Raw genomic sequence first — 19,735 nt, 5'->3', positions numbered from 1 at the left:
GGAAGGAAACGCCGATCTGGCTGGTACGCCAGCCAGATCGCCTGGAGGCCACCATGCTTCGAATCCGCGATGCCAGCATCACCTTTCTGGGTTCCGACGGCCAGCACGTACACGCGCTCGATCACGTCTCGCTCGATATCGCTCCTGCCTCCATCGTTGTCGCGGTCGGAGCTTCCGGGTGCGGCAAGTCGACATTGCTGAACGCGATCGCCGGCTTCCTGCCGCTCACCGAAGGCACGATCACACTGGATGGACGCGAAATCGCGGCGCCGGGCGGCGATCGAGGCGTTGTGTTCCAGAAAGACACCCTGCTGCCATGGGCCAATGTGCTGGACAACGTCGCGCTCGGCCTGAAGTACCGGGGCGTGTCGCGCATCGAACGCTATGAGCGGTCGAGGCACCTTCTTGAACTGGTCGGGCTCGCCGATTTCGCCGAAAAGCCGCCCTACGAACTGTCGGGCGGCATGCGCCAGCGCGTCGGCATCGCCCGGGCGCTGGCCACCGATCCGAAAATCCTTTTGATGGACGAGCCATTCGGCGCCCTCGACAGCCTGACCCGCGAGACGATGCAGCAGCTTCTGGCTTCGGTCTGGGCCAAAACCGGCAAGCAGATCCTGTTCATCACCCATTCGATCGAGGAAGCCCTCACACTCGGCACGGCCATCGTCGTGATGTCACCCCGGCCGGGCCGCATCGTTGCGCGCTTCGATGCCGATTTCGTGCGTGATTTCGCCGAAAGCGGCGATCTCGGGCCGATCCAGTCCCACCCGCGCTTCATCGAGCTGCGGCAGGAAATCCGCTCGCTCATCCACCAGCCGGAAGGCGCCCGCAGAGGAACCTTGCAATGACGCTCGCCGCCAATTCCCAAACCCCGTTTCCTCCCGCCACGGCTCAGCGGAGGCCGTCTCCCCCGCCGCGCGGCTCAGCATCGGCAAGGACGTTCGGCATCAGCCTGGTGACGTTGGCGGCGCTGATCGCATTGTGGGTACTCGCCGCGCAATTCGGCTGGGCATCGCCGCTGTTCCTGCCGTCGCCGGCCGACGTGCTGACCCAGTTCAACGCCGTTGCGGCCGATGGCTATGCCAATGGCACGCTGCTCGACCACACGCTGGCAAGCCTCGGCCGCATTGCCGCGGCCCTCGGCGTCGGCATTTTCGTCGGCATTCCGCTTGGCCTGCTCATGGGGCTCAATCGTTGGGTCAAGGGCATCTTCAGCGTGCCGATCGATCTCTACTGGGGCTTGCCGCCGCTGGCCTACCTGCCGCTGCTGATCATATGGCTCGGTATCGGCGAAACCTCCAAGATCGTTCTCCTGTCGCTGTCGACCTTCGCCCCGATCTGCTTTGCGGCACAGGCGGGCGTGCGATCGGTGCCCGTCGAACGTATCAACGCCGCGCTGTCCCTCGGCGCCAACCGGCTGCAACTCTTCACCAGCATCATCCTGCCGTCCGCTTTGCCGGAGATCTTGACCGGCCTCAAGATCGCCATCGGCGCAGGATTGTCGACTCTGGTCGCGGCCGAGCTGATCGCAGCCCAGTCCGGGCTCGGCTACATGATCATGTCGGCGGCCAATTTCCTCGCGACCGACGTCGTGTTCGTCGGCCTCATCGTCATCGCCGTGCTCGCCTTCGCCTTCACCAGCGGCATGTGTTGGCTGGAACATCGCCTCATCCCCTGGAAAGGCAAGCTCTGAGGCTTGCTCCCATAGATTCTGCAGTCATTGAAGGAAACAATCCGATGTCCGGCAACAGCACCCGCCCGCTCGATATCTACTGGTACCTGCCGACCCATGGCGACGGCCCCTATCTCGGCACCGACGAGCGGCACCGGCCGGCAACCTTCGGCTATCTCAAGGAAATTGCGCAAGCCACCGATCGGCTTGGCTTCAAGGGCGTGCTCCTGCCAACCGGAACACGGTGTGAGGACGCCTGGATCGTAGCCGCCGGGCTGATCCCTCTGACCGAACGGCTGAAATTCCTGGTGGCGCTGCGGCCGGGCAGCGGGACGCCGGCACTGTTCGCGCGCCATGCGGCCACGCTGGACCGCATTTCCGGCGGCCGGGTGCTGCTCAACGTTGTCACCGGCGCTGATCCGGCCGACCTTGCCGGCGACGGCAACAAGCTCGGTCATGACGCGCGCTATGCCCAGACTGATGAATTCCTCACGATCTGGCGCCGTATCCTGTCCGGAGAGCCGGCGGACTTCGAGGGCAAGTATCTATCTGCTCACGGCACCGACATTTCTTTCCCGCCGGTCCAGCAACCCTATCCGCCACTTTGGTTCGGCGGGTCTTCGGAGGCGGGCATCGAGGTCGCTGCCAAACACACCGACGTCTATCTGAGTTGGGGTGAACCCCTCGAGCAGGTGAAGGAGAAGTTCGATCGAGTCAGGGCACGAGCGGCGGCTCAAGGTCGCAAAATCCGCTTCGGATTGCGCATAAACCTGATCGTGCGTGAAACGGAGGAGGAGGCCTGGGCGGCGGCGGATCGACTGATCAGCCGCGTCACTGACGACGTGATCGCTGAAGCCCAGCATCAATTCACCAAGGTTTCGGAGTCGGTCGGGCAAAAGCGCATCTCCGCTCTGCACCAGGGACGCCGCGACAAGCTGGTTATAGCTCCCAATCTATGGGCCGGATTGGGTCTCGTCCGAGGGGGTGCCGGCACCGCGCTTGTCGGGAGTGCGGAAAGCGTTGCCGCCCGCATTCGCGAATATCAAGAAATAGGGGTGGAGACGGTTATTGCCTCCGCCTATCCGCATCTGGAAGAAGCTTTCAATGTTGCCGAACTGCTGTTTCCGCAGCTCGGACTGCAAGGTGAATTGCCCCTCAAAGAACGCGGCTGGGATCTGGAGTTTGGGCGCGCCCGGGGCGCCGGTGTCCGAGTAGCGGCGTCTTAGGCAGGTCGATTTCTTGCCTAGAGGAGAGAAGTGGTCCACGCAGCATCGCCGCTGTCGTGCCAGGCCCGCTTACGTCTGAGTTTGACCATCGGAGTTCGGCTTATGTCAAATCCATCAATCGTCGGTTTTTCGGGGAACTTCAGTCGACCCTCGAAGACCCGCGCTTTCGTCGACCTCGTCGTTCAGAACATCGCCAGCCGCCACCACCTTTCCCATCGAACCTATGATGTCGAGGATGTCGGTTCCTCGCTGGGGGCCGCCAAATGGCAGCGCGACCTCGACGCGCAAGCCCAAACCGTAGTTGCAGATGTTGTCGCCGCGGACGTGCTCGTCGTCGGGTCTCCGACATACAAGGGTAGCTATACCGGGCTGTTCAAGCATTTTTTCGACTTGCTTGATCCAACGGCCTTGAGAGGTAAGCCCGTGCTTCTCACGGCCACCGGGGGCGGCGAGCGCCATGCCCTTGTCGTTGAGCATCAACTCAGACCGCTATTTGGCTTCTTCGAGGCTTTCGCGCTGCCCACAGCCGTGTACGCGACCGACAAAGACTTCACCGATGGTGTGCTTCGGTCCGAACTGATCCTGAAGCGAGCGGCGCAGGCGGTTGATGAAATCGCGGTTCTGCTAGCCACCAAATCCGGTCTCAAAATAGCCGCCGAATAAATCCATGCCGCGGCGCTTCAGCGGGAAGTGTAGCGTCTCGCCTTCCGGGTCGCGGCAAGCGGGCGTGAAGGCAGTCCTTTGCCGATCAGCCGAAAAGCGGAATGTCTGCTGGCGGCCCCATTTCGGTCATTCACCAGGAGGAAGTGGCTGGCTACTTAGGGCTCCATCGTCGATATCTCGAAGCCAGTAACTATTCTCGTCCATCGTCTTTCGGTTCGCCAGACCAGACGAGAGAATACGAGGGAAACGGGTAGGCGAACCACCCGCTAACATATTGATTTCCTGTCGAAAACGACGACCCTCGGCGACTCACATAGTCGTTATTTACCAATAGGTTGCGAGGCAGTTCGCCGAAGTCGATTCAAGAAGCCGACTCAGCCACCCGGCCGCGTTTTGAATGGCAGCTTTGCGCCTCATGCACGACCCGCTTCGCGGGAGGGGCGCCTCGTTCTGAGATGGCGCGACAGGCATTGGTCTTGAGCAGGTAGAAGCTGCGATCTGACCATGGAGTTCCTTCAACGAGAGGAACTTGCCATGGATACCCTGTCGACCGATGCACCGATCACGCCACTTCGCCAGCGCATGCAGCAAGACATGCTCATGCGGGGCTTGGGCCCCCATACCCAGCAGGACTACGTTCGTCACGTCCGGCGTTTCGCAGCCTTCCTCCGACGCTCTCCCGATACTGCGACGCCCGAGGACATCCGCCGCTTCCAGCTGTATCAGCATGAGAACGGCGTCGGGCCTGCGACCATCAACGGCGCGGTCTCGGCGTTGCGGTTCCTGTTCCTGGTGACGCTGAAGCGGCGGGATCTGGCACGTGTGCTGGTGATCATGCGCCATCCACACAAGCTGCCGGACGTGCTGAGCGTGGAGGAAGCGGCGCGGCTGCTCGAAGCAGCACCTGGCATCAAGTACAAGGCCGCGCTCGGCGTCGCCTATGGCGCGGGCCTGCGCGTATCGGAGGTCGCGCACCTCAAGGCGGGCCAGCGAGTTCATGCGCATCCGCTAATAAAAAGAATTCAGCCAAAAGGCCACGACCGCCAATCGCCAACATAGATCGAGCCGTCGCCGCGCAACAACGCCGATGTAGTGTTCTGAGCCTTGTTGGGGGCGTCCCTATTGCATCCCGCCCACATAAGAGATCGATGCCGGCCGCAAGGTTCTCAGAGCTGATACGCACGACCAGCGCTCGCTGTCCACATGCTGCGCAATTGGCGTAGTGATGCAAGATGCGGCGGGGTGCGAACCGCCGCATCGACCTTTTCCCCTTCGCGGGCTTCAATCGGTTTTCACCTCGATCTTCTTCACCCGCGAAAGTGCTTCTTGGGTCTTTGGTAGCGTCACCGTCAGGACGCCATTCTTGAATTCGGCGTTCGCCTTGTCCGTGTCCACGACGGAGGGCAGCGGGATCGAGCGATAAAACGAACCATATGAGCGCTCCGACAGGTGGTAGCCCTTCTTGCTCTCCTCACGCTCGCTCTTCTTCTCGCCCTTGATGGTGAGGGTGGTTTCCGTCAGCGAGACATCGACGTCCTGCCGGTCAATGCCGGGAAGCTCGACCGAAACCTCCAGCGTGCTGTCGGTTTCGGCGATGTCGGTTCGTGGGCCCCCGACTTCCCGGCGGCCGAGCGCGCCGAAGGGTTGATCGAACCGTCTCCAGAAATCCTCGAACATGCGGTTCACGTCGCGCTGCAGTGAAAAGACGGGGTGGTCTTCCTCCCGCTTCGCAATTTCGCCGCCCTCATTGTTGCTCCATGGAATCAGGTCTCTGATTTGCATCGTCAACCTCCTTTTGCCCTCCATTGCTTAAGCCATCTTGAGTTGGATTTTGCGAGCCTTGGCCGGCGCCGCCTTTGGCAACACCAGTCGCAGCACGCCGTTCTTCTGCGACGCCTCGATGCCATCGCGGTCGATGTCCTCGGATAAGGTGAAGACGCGCTCATAATCGCCGGCGCTATATTCGGCATAGACCTGACGATAATTCTCATGCTGTTGATCGGCCGCGTAGCCGCGGATCGCCAGTGTCCGTTTCTCAAGCGTGATATCCACCCCATCCGAGGCGACGCCTGGCATATCGACGAGAAGGACGACATTGTCCTGTGTCTCATAGATATCGGCGCGCGGTATGAACACGGGCCGCGAGCGGGTCCGCTCGCCTCCGTCAGGCTTGCTGGGGACCTGGCGTTCGGTGGTCTTCAGTTCCTGAGCCATGTTTTCCTCCTCTCATCCCTTGATCTCGATCTTCTTCGGCCGATCGGCCTCCGGTCGATGCAGCTCGACCTCGAGCAGCCCATTGGCAAAACGTGCCTCCACCTGTTCCGGATCGACGCGGAACGGCAATTGCACCGCCCGCGCGAAGCTTCCATAGGGGCGCTCGCGACGGTGCCAGACGGATTTCTCGTCCTCCGCCCCGGCTTGGCATTCGCCCTTCAATGTGAGTGTGTTCTCGCGCACCGTAAGATCGACCTCATCGGGCGCGATCCCAGGCAGTTCGGCTGTCAGCGCTACGCTATCCTCTCCGACCCAAAGATTGACCGGGGGAAACTCCTGGGCGGCACTGGTCAGGCCGGCCAGGCGCTGATTCACTTCCTGTTGCATGCGCCGCATTTCCAGAAACGGATCGAATCCGACGCGGCCCAAATCCGATAGCAGCATGGGTATCCTCCTTCGATTGACACCAGACGTTGCAACGCACGAAGCACGCGTGCACCGGAGCGAACTGGATCGAAGGCAGTGGGGGCGCGATCAGGCATGACCGAGACGGCCGAGAGCGCCACTCGCAATCGCGAGGAGGGAGGTTCGGGCAAACGCCGGAACACATCCTCTATGCGAGCGACATGAACCGAACTCGATCCATGATAGGACCGTCGTTCCCGTGCCAGGACCCGATAGCGGCATCCGGCAAAAATGAGTTAGGTGAGGCAAAATTGCGTTTCAAGATGTGATGAGACGCTCGGCGAAAGGCGCGGCGACGCCCGCGCGGAGATTTCCGTGCGACCCGAACAGCAAGCTTCCATCACGAACAATCAGCCCGCACGGCACGCCTACGCGGCGCTGCAAAGGATCGAGCGGCTGGCGCCTGGCCGTCACAAGGCCGGCTCGCGCCAATTCCTTGGGCGGAAGCTGACATTGGAGGGCGAAGCTCGAACTGTGGCGACAGAGCCGGCGGCAATGCCTTCCGGCCCGGCAACCACCATCCTTCTATGCCTCATGCGCTCAGCCGCTCGACCATTTGCCGCTGCTCGTGATCGGTAGGCCCGCCAGGAGGCGGCGCAACTGCGTCGAGCCGGCGCAGTGCATCCATGATGTCGTCGAAGGAGACCGGCCGCTCGGTGCCCGGCAAATGGCGCAGCGCCGGGATGGATTCCACGGCGCAAGCGTCGGATGCCCACGACGAAAGGATCGCCCGCTTTTCCCAAATGTCTAGTGAGCCGTCCTCCAGCACATCCTGCGGGTGCTGAAAATGGCTGGCCGGCGAAAGAAGCCGGTCGAGCGAAAGGTCTGATATGTCGGGAGCAAGGGAAGGAATGATCGGCGAAAGCGTCTGTCGGTCCATTCTGTCCTCCGTCTCCAAAAAAACTCCTCTGTTTTGGGTTCCAATTTCTCAAAGGTCCCGGCGGCGCCGGCAGCCATGAATTTGGTTCAGCTCAATCGCGAGTTCAAGCCCTCGAGATCGAATTAGCGCATGTTTTCAGCGCACTAGCAACTCTACGATCGAGAGCGCCAAAAATTTCGCGGCGGCCTCTTGAAAGCAAGAATCAGGAGAAATTAGCTCGAATGCGCAAGATCGCGAGCCCCGCTCCGGGAGCGGGTGTTAGGAAAGATTGGGAGGCCATCATGGATGTGATGAGCGGCACCGGTCCAGTCCCGGCGCCGACGCATGGGCCGAGCGAGTTCCTCGCATATGAGGCGGAGTGCCGAACAGCGCTGCAGCCGCTGCTCGCGGGACTGCTCGACGCGGCCGAAGCCGCCGGCTGGAGGCGGCGCACCGCTGCCTCAACCCTGATGTTCCTTGCGGCGCAGCAAGTCTCGGCAATCGCTACGCCGGCTAAGGGCTGAACGGAAAGCTAGACCTCGCCTGGCACGCGAGATCATTGAGATCAACCGCGCTGCATCGACGAGCCGCATTCGATGCAGGCATGCTGAATGAGGGTAAGTGTGATTGCCGGGCGATTGCGAGAATGCATGAAGGTGTTGAGGTGGGATGCAGCCGACCTGGCTGAGGAACTCAGTCTTGCCCCGGCCGATGTGGCGCGCTGGCTTGACGGTCGCGCCCCGGTGCCGCTTGCCGTTGCCGCCTGGATCGAGGCGTTGGTCAAAGCCCACAAGGCGCTTCGGCCGCCAGGCCTGAGCCGGGCCAAAGTGACAGCGCCGGCCGGTTCCGCGCAGCCCGCGGCTCGCCCCGAGGCCGTTCCAGCCGCCGCAACGTCCGCACCGGGTGAACTGGCCAACAGCATGATCGAGGAGAAAAGCAGCGACGCGTTGCAGCGCGATCGGCGGCTCGCCTCCTTGTCTTGGGCAGCTTGATTCTCGCAGAGCTCAAGCTTGTGCGCTTGTTTCAAAGAAAGCGGGCAATATGCGATTGCGGCTTCCCTGGACGCTGAAAACGGTGGCCCAAAGCGACCGAGCCGCGCAGGCTACGAACTCACCATACTCGGGAAGCCAAACCGGAAAGGCGCGTCTCCTATGGTGTCGGCACCCCGGGCACCTTCTGCAAGGCCTCTTGAACACGGACACCGCCGAACTAAATCGTACTCCGCCGGAGGCCCATCTTGGGCCCGGCGTGTCGGGCGGATGCAACAGCATCCGCCCACGACAGTCTTGTACCCATGTTGCTCAGAGGAGGATGTGGCTATGAGAACCACTCTCGATTTCACCCCACTTTTCCGGTCGGGCATCGGCTTCGACCGAATGCTGAACGCGCTTGAGTCCGCGAGCCGCGGCGAAACCATCGACAGCTGGCCTCCGTATGACATCGCCAAGCTTGGCGAGGACGATTACCGCATCACCATGGCGGTAGCTGGCTTCGGCCAGGACGATCTGACCCTAACTCAGGAGCAGAACATGCTCATGGTATCCGGTCACAAGGCGGGCGAGGAGAATGGCCAGTATCTTCATCGCGGCATTGCCAGTCGCGCCTTCCAGCGCCGTTTCGAGCTGGCCGACCACGTGAAGGTGGTGAATGCCAGCCTGGTCAACGGTCTGCTGACGATCGATCTCAGGCGCGAAGTTCCTGAAGAAATGAAGCCGCGCCAGATCGAAATCGCGACGAGCGGCAAGGCGACGTCGAAGTCCTCGCCGAAGCAGATCGAGGCTGAGAAGCCGGCCGCCTAAGGCATTCCGCGAGTGCACTCGCGCGCGGGCGCCGGGGCATGAGCCCGGCGCCGAATGGTGCATTGTCAATCACAACGAACGAAAGGAGAAGAAAAATGGGCGTTCGAGATCTGATCCCCTGGGGCCGCAACAACGGTAATCAGGCTCCGACCTTATTCCGCGCTGGCGACCGTGATCCGTTGCTGTCGCTGCATCGCGAGGTGAACCGGCTGTTCGATGATGTCTTTCGCGGCGTTGGTTCGAACCTACCCGCCTTCAGTGGTGCTTCAGCTTTTAGCGGCAGTTGGCCAAGCGTCGAGATTTCCGACGGCGAGAAGGAGGTCAAGGTGACGGCCGAGGTGCCCGGTCTTGAGGAGAAGGACATCGAAGTCCTGCTCGACGACGGGGTGCTGACACTGAAGGGCGAGAAGCGCTCCGAAACTGAGGACAAGGACAGGCAGTTCTCCGAGCGCTTCTATGGCCGCTTCGAGCGCCGTATCCCGCTCGGCTGCGAGGTCAAGGAAGACGAGGTCGATGCCCGCTTCAGCAACGGTGTGCTGACCGTGACCTTGCCCAAGAGCGAGAAGGCGCAGTCGCACGTAAAGCGCATCGCCATCAAGAGCTGACGCATCGCAGGCGCCGGCGGCCGGCTTTCGGGCCCCGCCGGCAGCATCCTTGCCAGAAAGGGAGGGATGAATGATGGAGAGACAGGCTAACGGATCAACCAGAACACCAATCCCGCAGCAGTGGTCGTTGAACGACAACCGGCAGATGCCCCTTTCGATGGGACGCTCGACCTTTCCGGACGAGGCCGTCGCACGGATCTTCAAGCCGTCCCGCGCGGCGACGACTTCCGGCACTGCCCGCACGCGCGGCTGGCGTCTCGTTTTCGAGCGGTGCAACGCGCCCTTTATCGAGCCGCTAATGGGCTACACCGGGAGCCGCGATACCCTGACCCAGGTCGAGTTGAACTTCCCGACGCTGGAGGCGGCCGTTCGCTACGCTGAGCGACAGGGGTTGTCCTATGTCGTTCAGAATCCGACGGAGCAGGCTGATGATGAGGCGACCAATTCCAGGCCTGCCAAGCCCGGAAGGTCGACCTACGGCTTTTCCAACATGACACTCGACCGGCTCGGACCTGGCGCGCTTCAGGAGAGCTACGGGCGCGCCCTCGACGGCGCTGCAAACAGCAACGATCCATTCGGTCCGGAAAGCTGGAAGTCGCCCATGGGCGTGGCCCGCGATCCGAAGCTGACGCTGGAGGCCAAGCGCTCGATCCTGATGAACTGGGCTTGGACGGAGTATCTGATCGATCTGGCGACCAATGAGGGCATGCCTGAAAACAACCGCCCCTCGCGCCTCGACGAGGTCGAGCAGGCGCTGCTCGCGCTCGAACGGGAGGTTGCGGCTGACCAAGCCAATTCAGGCATGCGCAAGGCGGCATGAGGTGTGCCTACGAGCGGGTCTGGAGCAAGTTCCGGGCCCGCTTTTTCAACCCCGCGGGCGTAGCCCCGCAGACAGGAGTGACAACACCAGGTCAGGAGGCAAACAATGCTCGCTCTCGCACCGAAGCTCCGCGTCATCGCCGTTGCGATCGGGGCCATTTTCTTCAGCCTCGCTCCCGTTGCTGCGCAAACGGCGGCACCGGCTGAAGCATCCAGCCTGCCGACGCTTGCGCCCATGCTGGAGCGCGTCACGCCGGCCGTCGTCAATATCGCGGTCGTTTCCAAAGCCCCCAAGGAAGACAATCCGCTTTACAGCGACCCCAATTACCGGCGCTTCTTCGGGCCGGAGCAGCTGCCCCAGGCCAGGATGAGCGCCGGCTCTGGCGTCATCGTCGATTCGGCGAAGGGCTATGTCCTGACCAACAATCACGTCGCTGGGGACGGCAGCGAAATTTCGGTCACCCTCAAGGACGGCCGGCAATTCCCGGCGAAGCTGATCGGCAGCGACAAGGACACCGATATCGCGCTGCTTCAGATCGACGCTAAAAACCTCACGGCGATCCAGACAGGCGATTCAGACGCCCTGAAGGTCGGCGACTATGTCGTGGCGATTGGCAATCCCTTCGGTCTCGGCCAGACGGTGACCTCCGGCATCGTCAGCGCGCTTGGCCGCAGTGGACTCAACATCGAGGGTTACGAGGATTTCATCCAGACCGACGCGTCGGTCAATCCGGGCAATTCCGGCGGCGCCCTGGTTACTCTGGGCGGCAAGCTGATCGGCATCAACACGGCTATCCTCAGCCCAGCCGGCGGCAATGTCGGCATCGGTTTCGCCGTGCCGAGCAACATGGTTGTTTCCGTGATGAAGCAGTTGATCGTTCACGGAGAGGTGCGGCGCGGAAAGGTGGGGATCGGCATACAGGATTTGACGCCGGACCTCGCAAAGGCGCTGCAGCTCGGAGACCTCCGCGGCGCGGTGATCGCCAATGTCGAATCCGGCTCGTCGGCAGAGAAGGCTGGATTGCAGGTCGGCGATGTCGTCACCGCGATCGACGGACATCCCGTGCAAGCAGGACCGACCTCAGAAACCGGATCGGCCTCACCCCTGCCGGAAGCACTGTCAAATTTGCCGTCAAACGCGCTAATGGCCAAGTCACAATCGACGTGACGATCGCTGCACAGAAAGCGCGTCGGAGACGTTGGCAGGCACCCTCCTGCAGGGCGCCAAGATGAGTGACGCTTCGGCCGAGGAAGCCCAGCGGGCAGGCGCAGCCGGTGTCGTCATCGAAAGCATCGAACCCGCTAGCCCGGCGGCAAGAGCGGGGCTGCGGACCGGCGACATGATCGTGGCGGTCAACCGCAAGCCGGTCTCTTCGGTGGAGGATTTGCGCAGTACGATCGCTGGCCAGCGCGCAATACTGGCCTTGGAACTGGTCCGTGACGGCCGGCGTCTTCTGCTAGTTGTGCGATAAACTCCGGAGCCCGCTCGACCTCCCCTCGAGAGCGGGCTCTTCCAATTTCTGGCGGTCGGGATGTTCGCTGCCTACATGACCGAGCATGGGGTGATACGGAGGGCAAGTCCCTTCGACACGCTCTCGTCATCAAGCGCGTAGGGCACCGGCAAGTAGGCGTTCGCGATCAGCGATACCCCCGGCGATCGTTTCTGAAAAGCTCCACCTTGCCCATTTCCGCAGCCAGGTCCACAGCGATTGCTCAACCTTCGGATCGAGCACGAGCGCCGTCACGTTTCTCAGCATCAGGGCTGCCCTGCGGAGCATCACCTGGAGGTCAGCTCGCGACATATCCGCGATACGGTCGGCGGCGCTATCGAGCTTATCTGCACTGACTGCAGCCGGTGCAAGCCGGAGATCAAGGTGACGCTCGTCGAGGTTCACCCTGAGCATCTGCCGAAGAAGCTTGTGATCACAAGCCCATGAAGGTCGACGGCAAGATCGTCTGGCACACTGAAAGGTTTCGGCCATGAGCAGCGCTGGTGGTCGTCGCTCGCTCACATGTGTTGTGCTCTGGAAACAAGAAGAAGGACCGCCAAGCGGGGCGGGGGACCGGGGTGTGTCGACGGTCGTCGGAAGGACAGGGGGCCGTAGAATAACCAAACTGCGTTGCGATCGACCCTGCACGACACATCGCCCAGCAGCGGGAGCACATAGCCAAATTGGAACGGCTCGAATCGCCGATCACCAAGGCGCTTGAATTCCTCGAACTTCTCGAAAGCATGCAGGAGCTTCACGAACAGCACCTGACGCGGCTGCTGGCAAAGGCGGGGCGGCACGATGCAGCCTAGACATGGCGTGCCCGGCTGCCGAAGAGGGACCTTGGGCGCACAGTTGGCTGTGGTGGAACGCACTCATCTAACTGCGGGGCGGCCTCTTTATTAGCTAAGCCTTACAAAATATTAATGTCAGTTCGCTGCAAAGACGCCGCATAATGCATCTCTGCCCCGGCTCGTAACGGGGTAAGAGGCCCGGCCTGATCTCTACGTCCCCCACCCCGCGACAGGCCGGGTCCGCCTTGTCCTAAGTTGGGCCAACGCAGTCTCTCCGACTTCTCTGTCTGAACGGGGAACATCGCGACGGGTAAGCGGTAGGGGATTCGACGGCGCGGTTGGTGTCCCAGTTCTATCCGAGCCATCTAACAAAAAAGCAACGGAGCCCGCTCGACGCTCCCACGAGCGGACTCTTGCCTTTCCAGCAATCATGTCTTCACAAGCCCATTTGATCGGGAACTGAACCCGGTTCGGTAAGTTAATGCGCACCGCCGGTAACAGCCAAATGGATATCGGCGGCTGAGAGACAGCTCCCGTCTGCGACTGGAGGCGGCTATGTCCGATGACCCTGTCAATCCTTTCCCGCGCACACTCTATAATAATGACTTTCGGCTGGTCGCCCAGACAAGGGAAGCTATCGACCGGTCCCGTCAGAAATTGCGTGAAACCAGGCCGCTGGTTGACCCGCACCGGTTAAGCCCCCATAGCGTCGTGGTAGCGGAATGCGGTGTAGCCACGATCACTCGCTCATTCCGGGAGCGGGTGCCGGCCTTTAACTTTGCCGAAGCCCAGCTGATGCGGCTTGGTCTTGATAAGATGACGGACAACTGATCATCGGGCGGCCTGCATCCCGCGTTGGCGGATAACCGGGTGGAACAAAGGCCATTCAATCCGTTGGTCGCCAAGTGGGTTCGAACAATGGACGACACCGGCTATTTCCTGGCTGTCTACAACGAAACGCTCAGGCTTCGCGCCGAGCGCCAGCTGATACTGTCCGCCGTCAAGACTGAGCGGGAACGAGCGCAACGAGTCCGACTGGAAATCCAAGCCATCCGCGATAGTCAGATCGCGCCCCGCGAGGCCCAACCGGTCTAACCACCGGGCATCCGTAGCGGCTGGACACTCCGAGCACCCGCGCGCATTGTCTGCCACGGCGGGCCTGCCTCGATTGCCTGGCCACAACGGAAAGTTCGGCTGAGAGCGAGCGTTCCGGCGTTTGGGTATTGCAACGATTACGAGCAGCACATCGCTTGGGCTGAACGCATGATGGAGTCGCTCGCTTTGCAGGTCCCGAGCCATCAGAGCGAACTCGACCTCCCACAAGCTGATGACATCCGCATCAACGACCCGGCTCCGGTAATGCGCGCTGCCGGCGATGCAATCGAGCTAGCCTCGATGACATTCGGCTTCCCGCCTCCGGTCCAAAGGGCGGGCCGGTGTTTAATTTTCGGTCGGAGGGGCGACAGTTCGCAAACAGCAGGCACTGTCTTGTGCTGGCATCGGCCTTCTTCGAGTTCACCGGAACGAAGTACCCGAAGACGAAACATCGCTTTACGCTCAACGGCTCTCCGTTCATCGCGATACCCGGTCTTTGGCGAGAGAGGCGGCCGGCAGCAAGCCGCCGTCCTATTGAGCCGGATCGAGAGCTACCCCGAGCTCAGCGACAGAATCCGGAGCCTTGCTCTACACTGGGACATTTCGTCGGCAACGCCTTGATCGACACCGGCTAGACCCGCGCGCCGTCTGCATCAAGGCCGGAGTGAGTTAATAAAGAAAATAGGCCGGTATTCCCCCGCACCGCGTCTCCCCATGGAACCGAGTCTGCCTGACCGACTTATGGGGAGGTGGGGCGCAACCCAGGTCGACATGGCCAACTTCCGCAAAGAAATGTCACCCGGCCGCGAGAACGCAATGAACTCGCGGCGAGCCAAGGCGCGCAACCGCTGCATCATCGTCATCGGCGCCTCGGCGGGTGCCGTCGAGCCGCTGAAGAAGATCGTAAGCGACTTGCCTGCGGATCTGCCGGCGGCCGTCTTTATCGTGCTTCATGTCGGCCAGGTCAGCTATCTGCCGGGAATTCTCGACCGGGCGGGAGCGCTGAAGGTCTCCGTCGCCAAGAACGGTGAGTCCTTCAAGGCCGGCAACATCTATGTGGCGCCGCCCGGCTTCCATCTTCTTCTGCATGACGATCACATGATGCTGCGCCGCGGCCCGCGCGAGAACCTCACCCGGCCAGCGGTAGACCCTCTGTTCCGTTCGGCAGCGTTAAGCTATGGCGCCAGCGTGATCGGGGTGCTGCTGTCGGGCTCGCTTTCCGACGGCACCGCCGGCCTGAGGGCGATCAAGGCGGTCGGCGGCCTTGCGGTGATCCAGCATCCCAAGGACGCGCTGGTGCCTTCCATGGTGGAAAGCGCGCTGCGTTATGTCGACATCGATCTTTGCGAACCCGCCGCCAAGCTTGGCGGCTTGCTGGGGAGGCTGGCGGCCGAGCCGGCGGGCGAAACCTTGCTGGCCCCGCCAAGGGTCAGGCTGGAGGCCGCGATCGCGGCACAGGAGCATTCGACCATGCAAAAAGCAGATCGACTTGGCCAATTGTCGATGTTTACATGCCCGGAATGCCACGGGCCGCTGTGGGAGATCGAAGACGGTGACATGCTGCGCTATCGGTGCCATACCGGGCACGCTTTCACCGCCGATGCGATCATGGAGGCGCAGGTGATCGAGGCGGACGAGATCCTGTGGAGCCTGCTGCGGTCGCATCAGCAGCGGGCGGAGTTTGCCCGGCGCATGGCCGAGCGGGAAAAGACGCGACATCGCTCCCAACTCGCCAGCGAGTTCGGCAAGCGGGCGAGGGAATACGAAGCGGATGCCTCTGTCATCGAGCGCATCCTGGAAAGCAGGCGGACACAGGTAGCAGGCAATGGCGCAGGCGGCGAGGAAGGCAAGCACAAGGAAGGCACGGACTAGCCCGCGCCAGGGTGAGAGAGAGCCCGCGCTGTTCCCTGTCATCGGCATCGGCGCATCGGCCGGCGGCATCGCGGCGTTGCAGAAGTTCTTTCCGGAAGTGCCGGCCGACAGCGGCTTTGCCTATGTCGTGATCCAACACCTCGATGCCGAGCATGAGAGTGTGCTCGCGAGCATCATCCAGCGCTCCACCGCGATCGAAACGCACACCGCGATCGAAGGCGCGGGAGTCGAGCCGAACAACATCTACGTCATCCCGCCGGGCGTCTCGGTGACCATCCGGGGACAGCGTTTCAACATGGCCAAGATGGCCGCCACGCGCGTAAAGCGGACGCCGATCGACGATTTCTTCACCTCGCTGGCGGAGGAGCAGTCGGAGCAGGCGGCCGGGCTGATCCTGTCCGGGACCGGCAGCGACGGCACGATAGGGCTCAGGGCCATCAAGGAAAATGGCGGTCTGACGCTGGCGCAGCAGAGTGCCGAATATGACGGCATGATGCGCAGCGCCGTGCAAAGCGGGCTGGTGGACATGGTGCTGCCGGCCGAGGAGATGGCTGCCAAGCTGGTCAGCTATTTCAGCCACGCCAAACACACCGAAAGCGAGCGCGACCGCCGCAAGCGCGAGGTAGCCGAACAGCTTTCGCGGATCGCGGCACTGCTGCGCATGCGCACCGGCCATGACTTCAGCGGCTACAAGGACAATACCATCCTGCGGCGCATCCAGCGCCGCATGCAGGTGCTGCAGATCGACGATCCGAATGCGTTCTACGAAAGGCTGCGCGACGAGCCTCAACAGGTCGATCTTCTGTTCCAGGACCTGCTCATCGGCGTGACCAGCTTCTTCCGCGATCCGCAGGCCTTCGAGGCGCTCGAAAGCTTGGTTATTCCCAAGCTTTTCGAGGGCCGCAAGCCGGACGAGACGATCAGGGTGTGGGTTCCTGGCTGCGCCACGGGCGAGGAAGCGTATTCGATCGCGATGCTCTTGAGGGAGAACGCGCCGCGCGGCGCCGCCTCGCCCAAGCTGCAGATCTTTGCCACCGACATCGACGAGCGCGCGCTGGAAGTGGCCCGGGCCGGACGCTATCCGGCAACGATCGCAAGTGACGTGAGCCCCAAGCGCCTGAAGGAATTCTTCTCGCGTGAGGACGGCACCTACCGGGTCGCTGCCGAGTTGCGGGAGCTCTGCCTGTTCTCGGCGCACAATTTGTTGCGCGACCCGCCTTTTTCCAAGCTCGACCTCATCGCCTGCCGCAACCTCTTGATCTATATGGGGCCGGAGCTGCAGGAGAAGATCATCCCGATTTTCCATTACGCGCTGCGCAACAACGGATATCTCTTCCTCGGCTCGTCCGAGAACGTCACGCGCCATGTGCGCCTGTTCTCGACCATCAACAAAGCGAGCCGTATCTTCCAGAAGCGCAGTGGGATCGCCGCGCAACGCCTGCCGGAATTCCCGCTTGCCGCTGCGGCCAGGCAGGCTGTTCCCAGTGCTCGCCCGCGGGCAACGACAGGAACCCTGCAAGAGGTTGCCGAACGCTTCCTGGTCGAGCGCTATGCGCCGGCCTATGTGGTCGTCAACGCCGGCGGCGAACTGATGCACAGCTCGGGCGGGACAGGAAAATATCTGGAACTTGCCGCCGGCGCGCCCGACCACAACGTCTTCTCAATGGCCCGTCGTGGGCTGCGCATGGATTTGCGCGCTGCGCTACACAAGGCCGTCAGCACCGGACAGGTGGCGGTGCAGAACAAGATTGCCGTCGGCACCAATGGCGGGCGCCAGACGATCAGCCTCGCCGTACAGCCGCTGCCGGTCGAGGGCAATTCGGATCCGCTCTACATGCTGGTCTTCCGCGATATCGGCGGCATCAAGGCGGAGGCAGAGGACGAGCCCGTCCACACGAGCGACGATGTCGAAAGCGCCAACGTCAGTCAGCTCGAAAAGGAGCTGCGGGAGACCAAGGAACGGCTGCAGATCACGACGGAAGAGCTTGAATCCTCCAACGAGGAGTTGAAATCCTCCAACGAGGAGCTGTCTTCCATCAACGAGGAGCTGCAGTCGTCCAACGAGGAACTGGAGACCTCGAAGGAAGAACTCCAATCGATCAACGAGGAACTGCAGACCATCAATGCCGAGCTCAACATCCGCGTCGACGAGCTCACTCGCGCCAACAACGACATGTCCAACCTTCTCGAAAGCACACAGATCGCGACAGTGTTTGTGGACCGCGACCTCTGCATCAAGAGCTTCACTCCGGCGGCGCGCGATCTGTTCAGGCTGGTCGAAAGCGATGTCGGCCGGCCGCTCGCGCATGTGCGGCCCCGCTTTGCCGCCGACGGGCTGCAGCCCGACATGGAGCAGGTGCTGCAGCGGCTGGGAACAGTAGAAAGGCCGGTCCAAGGCACCGAAAGCGGCAAGCGTTATATCATGCGCGTCATGCCTTACCGGACGGTTGACAATGTCATTGCCGGCGTGGTCGTCACCTTCGTTGACGTCACCCGGGTTTCGCTGGCGGAAGAAAAAATCGGTGCGCTGTCGCACGACCTGCGCAACCGCCTCGAAAGTCTGGAGACTGTTCTCGACCTTGTGCCTGTCGGCATCTTCATCGCCGAAGACGGCGACGGCGATGCCATCCGCGCCAATCGCCGCGCGGCCGAGCTCGCCGGCCGGCGCGCCGCGGACGGCAAGCTGACCACTGTGCCGGCCGGGCTCCCACTGATGATCAACGGCGCCGCGGTGGAAGCGAACGACCAGCCCTTGCAGAAGGCGATGCGAACGGGCAAGCCCGTCCCCGGCTACGAAGCCCGAATCGCGCAGGGGGACGGCTCAAGCATCGACGTGATGATGTCGGCCAATCCGCTGTTTGACGAGTCCGGCAGGGTTCGGGGCGCTATTGCGGCCCTGGTCGATGTCTCGAACCATAAGGAGGCCGAGCGCGCTCAGGAGAGGCTGCTTCACGAGCTGCAGCATCGCGTGAAGAACATCCTCGCCACGATCACCGCGCTGGCCGCGCGCATGATCCGCTCGTCAAGCACGATGGGCGAATTCGCGACCTCGTTCCATGAGCGACTGCACGCGATGGCGCGCACGCATGAGGTCCTGTCTTCCCACAATTGGGGCGACGCCGACCTCGAGGAACTGCTGAGGGCGACGTTTTCCCCTTACACCAGCACGGGACGCCAGAACCTAGTCGTTCACGGCCGGCCGTTCCACCTCGATGCGGCAACGGCGGCGGCTCTCGGCATGGTGTTCTTCGAGCTTGCCAGCAACGCCGCCAAATATGGCGCGCTTTCCGTCGACACCGGCCGCGTCGAAGTCTCCTGGGACGTTGTGAAGCCGGGCATGCTGTCGATCAGCTGGAAAGAAGTCGGCGGTCCGGCCGTGGAAGAACCATCCCGCAGGAATTTTGGAGTCGCCTTCATTCAGCAGAGTTTAGAGTACGAGTTGAGCGGGAGTGTCGAATTGAACTTCCGGCCCACCGGCCTGGAGTGCCTGCTTGAAATCCCCCTTGCCCGAACAGAAGCCTTCGAGCCCTTGCCCGGCCACGCATGAACAAGAGCGCTCCACTAGCCGACTTGGCGCGCTTATAGCGGACTGCGCGGACATGGCCCAAACCCCGCAGGGCTCAAAAGCCAAGTCGACCCGGCAGCATCTGGTTGTGCGATAGGAATATAATCAGGACAGGCCGGTACGACGCTTCCTCTTCATAAGGACTCGCGAAATTAATCGTGTAGACATATACTCCGCTCGTTCGCGGGGAATGGTCTTCGCCCCGCAATGAGGGCAACATGGCGAATTCAAAATCCTTGTCGGCAATGGATGCCGAAATCCTAAAATCAGCGTTTCACAAGGACAAGAAACTCCCCGAGAGCCAACGGCGAGACTTCGCTGCGGCACTCGTCGAAGGCGAGGCAATAATCGCCCGCCAGCGCGCTCTCATAGAAAAGCTTGCACGGGATGGGCATCCGACAGAGGAGGCCGAAGAATTCCTGCGCAAGTTCATGAAAACGCAAGCGGAGCACGTCGCCCACTGGGAACTGATATCAGGTCAGGCTGAATCGAAAAGCCCCAGCGCTGAGGGGGATCAGCACTAGGCTGAATCGACATTCAGCGCATCCATAGCATTGCGCAAGCGAGTTGGACGAAGCTGAGGAAGTAGAGAGCACG

General features: G+C 61.9%; 23 protein-coding genes and 1 pseudogene. 19 read left to right on the top strand and 5 right to left on the bottom strand.

Annotated features, from left to right (window positions below; all coding sequences use genetic code 11):
- Positions 1–53 precede the first annotated feature (53 nt).
- From CK221_RS28540 to CK221_RS28520, 5 genes are all read left to right on the top strand, one after another.
- The gene (locus CK221_RS28540) at positions 54–848 is read left to right on the top strand and encodes an ABC transporter ATP-binding protein (RefSeq protein ID WP_095780140.1); all 795 of its coding nucleotides are present in this window, start codon (positions 54–56) and stop codon (positions 846–848) included.
- Positions 845–1,693 (top strand): ABC transporter permease subunit, encoded by an 849-nt coding sequence (locus CK221_RS28535; protein WP_095780139.1) that lies wholly within the window; start codon positions 845–847, stop codon positions 1,691–1,693. Before CK221_RS28540 ends, CK221_RS28535 begins: the two co-directional genes overlap by 4 nt.
- A 44-nt stretch (positions 1,694–1,737) precedes the next feature.
- Positions 1,738–2,898 carry an FMNH2-dependent alkanesulfonate monooxygenase gene (gene ssuD / locus CK221_RS28530; RefSeq protein ID WP_095780138.1) on the top strand — a complete coding sequence of 387 codons (1,161 nt, stop codon included), beginning with the start codon at positions 1,738–1,740 and terminating at the stop codon, positions 2,896–2,898.
- 102 nt (positions 2,899–3,000) lie between these two features.
- Positions 3,001–3,561, top strand: a complete 561-nt coding sequence (gene msuE / locus CK221_RS28525; RefSeq protein ID WP_095780137.1) for an FMN reductase — start codon at positions 3,001–3,003, stop codon at positions 3,559–3,561.
- A gap of 534 nt (positions 3,562–4,095) precedes the next feature.
- Positions 4,096–4,620, top strand: a complete 525-nt coding sequence (locus tag CK221_RS28520) for a phage integrase N-terminal SAM-like domain-containing protein (RefSeq protein ID WP_245430770.1) — start codon at positions 4,096–4,098, stop codon at positions 4,618–4,620.
- Positions 4,621–4,842: 222 nt separating this feature from the next.
- On the opposite strand, the gene CK221_RS28515 is transcribed toward CK221_RS28520, so the two are convergent.
- From CK221_RS28515 to CK221_RS28500, 4 genes are all read right to left on the bottom strand, one after another.
- Complete coding sequence (locus CK221_RS28515; protein WP_095780150.1) at positions 4,843–5,343, bottom strand: Hsp20/alpha crystallin family protein; 501 nt, start codon at positions 5,341–5,343, stop codon at positions 4,843–4,845.
- Between the two features lie 27 nt (positions 5,344–5,370).
- Positions 5,371–5,775 (bottom strand): Hsp20/alpha crystallin family protein, encoded by a 405-nt coding sequence (locus CK221_RS28510; RefSeq protein ID WP_095780136.1) that lies wholly within the window; start codon positions 5,773–5,775, stop codon positions 5,371–5,373.
- A gap of 12 nt (positions 5,776–5,787) precedes the next feature.
- Complete coding sequence (locus CK221_RS28505; protein WP_095780135.1) at positions 5,788–6,219, bottom strand: Hsp20/alpha crystallin family protein; 432 nt, start codon at positions 6,217–6,219, stop codon at positions 5,788–5,790.
- A 553-nt stretch (positions 6,220–6,772) separates the two neighbouring features.
- A complete protein-coding gene (locus CK221_RS28500; protein ID WP_245430769.1) occupies positions 6,773–7,120 on the bottom strand; it encodes a hypothetical protein in 348 nt (115 codons plus the stop codon).
- A 281-nt stretch (positions 7,121–7,401) separates the two neighbouring features.
- On the opposite strand from CK221_RS28500, the gene CK221_RS28495 reads away from it, so the two are divergent.
- From CK221_RS28495 to CK221_RS30980, 7 genes are all read left to right on the top strand, one after another.
- A complete protein-coding gene (locus tag CK221_RS28495; protein ID WP_095780148.1) occupies positions 7,402–7,623 on the top strand; it encodes a hypothetical protein in 222 nt (73 codons plus the stop codon).
- A 126-nt stretch (positions 7,624–7,749) separates the two neighbouring features.
- Positions 7,750–8,091: a hypothetical protein gene (locus CK221_RS28490; RefSeq protein WP_095780134.1), complete on the top strand. Its 342-nt coding sequence runs from the start codon at positions 7,750–7,752 to the stop codon at positions 8,089–8,091.
- Between the two features lie 327 nt (positions 8,092–8,418).
- Positions 8,419–8,898 (top strand): Hsp20 family protein, encoded by a 480-nt coding sequence (locus CK221_RS28485; RefSeq protein ID WP_095780133.1) that lies wholly within the window; start codon positions 8,419–8,421, stop codon positions 8,896–8,898.
- Positions 8,899–8,993: 95 nt separating this feature from the next.
- Entirely contained in the window at positions 8,994–9,503 is a 510-nt protein-coding gene (locus CK221_RS28480) for an Hsp20/alpha crystallin family protein (protein WP_095780132.1), read from the top strand.
- Between the two features lie 73 nt (positions 9,504–9,576).
- Positions 9,577–10,323 carry an ETC complex I subunit gene (locus CK221_RS28475; protein ID WP_179295223.1) on the top strand — a complete coding sequence of 249 codons (747 nt, stop codon included), beginning with the start codon at positions 9,577–9,579 and terminating at the stop codon, positions 10,321–10,323.
- Positions 10,324–10,428: 105 nt separating this feature from the next.
- Positions 10,429–11,490 carry a trypsin-like peptidase domain-containing protein gene (locus CK221_RS28465; protein WP_245430768.1) on the top strand — a complete coding sequence of 354 codons (1,062 nt, stop codon included), beginning with the start codon at positions 10,429–10,431 and terminating at the stop codon, positions 11,488–11,490.
- 31 nt (positions 11,491–11,521) lie between these two features.
- Entirely contained in the window at positions 11,522–11,794 is a 273-nt protein-coding gene (locus CK221_RS30980; RefSeq protein WP_143749116.1) for a PDZ domain-containing protein, read from the top strand.
- Positions 11,795–11,923: 129 nt separating this feature from the next.
- Here the strand turns inward: CK221_RS30980 and CK221_RS28460 are convergent, their stop codons facing one another.
- Positions 11,924–12,217, bottom strand: coding sequence for a hypothetical protein (locus tag CK221_RS28460; protein ID WP_245430767.1), 294 nt, complete (start codon positions 12,215–12,217; stop codon positions 11,924–11,926).
- Positions 12,218–12,495: 278 nt separating this feature from the next.
- Here CK221_RS28460 and CK221_RS31160 point away from each other — a divergent pair, with 278 nt between their 5' ends.
- The 7 genes and pseudogenes from CK221_RS31160 to CK221_RS28440 all read left to right on the top strand — a co-directional run bounded on the left by CK221_RS31160 (position 12,496) and on the right by CK221_RS28440 (position 19,662).
- Positions 12,496–12,624, top strand: coding sequence for a hypothetical protein (locus CK221_RS31160; RefSeq protein WP_280952201.1), 129 nt, complete (start codon positions 12,496–12,498; stop codon positions 12,622–12,624).
- 537 nt (positions 12,625–13,161) lie between these two features.
- On the top strand, positions 13,162–13,437 hold the full coding sequence (locus CK221_RS30030; RefSeq protein ID WP_143749115.1) for a hypothetical protein: 276 nt from the start codon (positions 13,162–13,164) through the stop codon (positions 13,435–13,437).
- Positions 13,438–13,524: 87 nt separating this feature from the next.
- Positions 13,525–13,701, top strand: a complete 177-nt coding sequence (locus CK221_RS30480; protein ID WP_170950404.1) for a hypothetical protein — start codon at positions 13,525–13,527, stop codon at positions 13,699–13,701.
- A 168-nt stretch (positions 13,702–13,869) separates the two neighbouring features.
- Positions 13,870–14,207, top strand: a pseudogene (locus CK221_RS30975) (SOS response-associated peptidase); the annotation flags it as partial.
- A 310-nt stretch (positions 14,208–14,517) separates the two neighbouring features.
- A complete protein-coding gene (locus CK221_RS28450; RefSeq protein ID WP_245430766.1) occupies positions 14,518–15,573 on the top strand; it encodes a chemotaxis protein CheB in 1,056 nt (351 codons plus the stop codon).
- Positions 15,527–19,120, top strand: a complete 3,594-nt coding sequence (locus CK221_RS28445; RefSeq protein WP_095780129.1) for a CheR family methyltransferase — start codon at positions 15,527–15,529, stop codon at positions 19,118–19,120. The genes CK221_RS28450 and CK221_RS28445 overlap by 47 nt, the downstream gene beginning before the upstream one ends.
- A gap of 236 nt (positions 19,121–19,356) precedes the next feature.
- Positions 19,357–19,662, top strand: a complete 306-nt coding sequence (locus CK221_RS28440) for a hypothetical protein (protein WP_141245845.1) — start codon at positions 19,357–19,359, stop codon at positions 19,660–19,662.
- Positions 19,663–19,735 lie beyond the last annotated feature (73 nt).

The organism is Mesorhizobium sp. WSM3868, from assembly GCF_002294785.1.
Classification (GTDB): domain Bacteria; phylum Pseudomonadota; class Alphaproteobacteria; order Rhizobiales; family Rhizobiaceae; genus Mesorhizobium.
This window is presented reverse-complemented; position numbering and strand designations above follow the sequence as displayed.